Below are 2,156 nucleotides of genomic sequence, written 5' to 3'. Positions count from 1 at the left end.
ATCATATTTTTATTTTACGAGTTTATAATGGTTTGCAGCGTTCCGCCTTATTCAGTCGGTAGTGCTGTTTGTTATAAACTTTTTTTCTTTATTCTTTTGCCGTTACATGTAAAGCCATAAGTAAAAGCTGCATCTATGGCTTGTTTTGCACTCTCAAGAATATAATGATACAAATTATCATATTTACTAAAGCATGGAGAAAGAATGTAGAAGTTTTTAATATTTAAAGGAATATAAATCCCCGTCATATCGGATATTCCATAGCGTGCTTCCTCCAAATTTGGTACTGGTATAGAAATAGATATTTCAAACTCTTTATTAGATGGGAAACGTTTTGCCCGTTTGAAAATCCCAATCCCATTAGTATTTCGAAGATTTATCTGTATGAGAAGTTTCCAATCTCCCAAATTATCTAAGTTGATTTGGTTATTGTAATCTTCCATATAACCATTCAACTCTCGGCAAATTGAGCGCAGTAAGTCCAATTCTCCAAGTTCTGGGATTTCACTACTTATTAAAACTGCATATTGATTATTCATACATTCATCTTTATATCCAGAGTTTATAATGTTCGGTGGATAATCATCATTAAAGGAGATTGATCCGCTTGTTATCTGCCCGCTTTATTCCTCTTCTTCGATAAAATGATTTATAAAGTAATTGAATGACTGGGCGATGTAACGAGTATTTGTTTCAAAGTTGTATTCTCTTGAAGCGTTTTCGTCCCACTCGTCAGTCAAGTAATAGTAAATCTTTTTATTCTTCAAGTTCAACGCATAATAGTTTCCACCCGAATCCATAGCAAAAGGCAACAGATTGCATGGCATTAAATTCCTACTCCATATATCTTTGGCTATGACTTCAATTGTTTCAAAAGCATTGGTGCGTTCCTTTATCGGAAAGAACGCATTTATCTCCACCCGATCCAAATCCTCGTCCTGCGGTTGATAACAATATGGTGATGGCATACCACCGTTGAACTTGAGGTAAAAGTTCTTCATGCCTGCCGGAATCTTTACATTCAACTCAACCTCAAAATTCTTTATATCTTCTTTTGTTAGCGAAGCCGAACAGTCCGAAAGTTCAGGCATTACACCTGCTGTCTCCGTTTGTCCCTCTTCGATTTCTTCTATTGCTGGAATTGCTTTGTGCCCGTCCAAAACAACGAGATTGTCAAAGAAATCATCTATTGAATTTGCAACAAGTCGTGGCTCTCCAAAATTGAAGATTACATCTTGCATCCCCACAATAGGGTAAAGATAGATCTTTCCATTAACCAAGTCTATGGTAATCCGACCTTCATCGGTAGATTCCATAGCAAAAATAAGAATGCTATCAGATATAGCTCCAGCTTTTCTTAACTCTAATGTTTCGCCTTCTGCCGTATATCTGGGGTCATTCTTAAAATCCTTGTTATATTTGAATGGGAAGAAATCTTCAATTTCCACCTCTTGATATTTATTTATGCTTGCGGTCTGTTTCGTAGAACCTCCATTATATTGTAAATAGAACTCTTTCAGTCTTTCCGGCAAGGCATAACCCAATTTACTCTCTATTTCTTCAAAATCTTTGAGAGTAAGACTTTTTTGGCAATTTTCTAATTCTATTTTCATATTCATTCTTTTTATGGGCAGATAATGTTTGGCAGCGTTCCGCTTATTCAGTCGGTCTGCTGTTTGTTATCAATGCCTTACCGATTATAAAGTTGATTTAGCATTTTGAAATAATCATTTCCAAACCGTTCAACATAATCATCCATTACGCCGTATATGTTGTTTTTACTATCAACAAGCAAGACCATATATCCATGTTCGTATTCCCCAAAAGGACAAATATCCGAAACATGGAGTAGTTCACAAAATTGGTCGTAGAATAAGTAATGCGGATTATCGTTTAATGTTTTCTTTAGATTAAAATGCACATCCACTTTTGGAAACTGAAATTCCTGATTGTAGAAATAAATAAGGAAATCTATCAACTTTGGAGTCGGTTGGTAGTTTGCTTTAGAATAAATTGCCATAAGCTCATTCGGGCTTATGATTACCCGATTTTCCCAGTGGCAATTTGTTTTAAGATATTGCTTCAGTTCCATACTACTTTTATTTTTTATTTTGCACATTGATAATGTTTGGTGGATAATCAACCTTTCAAGGGAG

At 35.3% G+C, this 2,156-nt stretch carries 3 protein-coding genes; all 3 read right to left on the bottom strand.

From position 1 onward, the window contains the following. Positions 1 to 71: 71 nt before the first annotated feature. Entirely contained in the window at positions 72 to 539 is a 468-nt protein-coding gene (gene imm9, locus HMPREF2794_RS03025) for an Imm9 family immunity protein (protein ID WP_008627674.1), read from the bottom strand. An 84-nt stretch (positions 540 to 623) separates the two neighbouring features. Further along, positions 624 to 1,619 carry an SMI1/KNR4 family protein gene (locus HMPREF2794_RS03020; protein ID WP_007558975.1) on the bottom strand — a complete coding sequence of 332 codons (996 nt, stop codon included), beginning with the start codon at positions 1,617 to 1,619 and terminating at the stop codon, positions 624 to 626. 71 nt (positions 1,620 to 1,690) lie between these two features. After that, positions 1,691 to 2,156 (bottom strand): SUKH-3 domain-containing protein (locus HMPREF2794_RS03015; RefSeq protein ID WP_246839582.1); only part of this gene is annotated, 466 nt, incomplete at its 5' end.

Source organism: Bacteroides sp. HMSC067B03, from assembly GCF_001811315.1.
GTDB classification, from domain to species: Bacteria; Bacteroidota; Bacteroidia; order Bacteroidales; family Bacteroidaceae; genus Bacteroides; species Bacteroides faecis.
This window is presented reverse-complemented; position numbering and strand designations above follow the sequence as displayed.

What these genes read in the sequence shown, in the direction of transcription:
- imm9 (WP_008627674.1), bottom strand. Translation starts at nt 539, where the DNA reads ATGAATAATCAATATGCAGTTTTAATAAGTAGTGAAATCCCAGAACTT.
- HMPREF2794_RS03020 (WP_007558975.1), bottom strand. Translation starts at nt 1,619, where the DNA reads ATGAATATGAAAATAGAATTAGAAAATTGCCAAAAAAGTCTTACTCTC.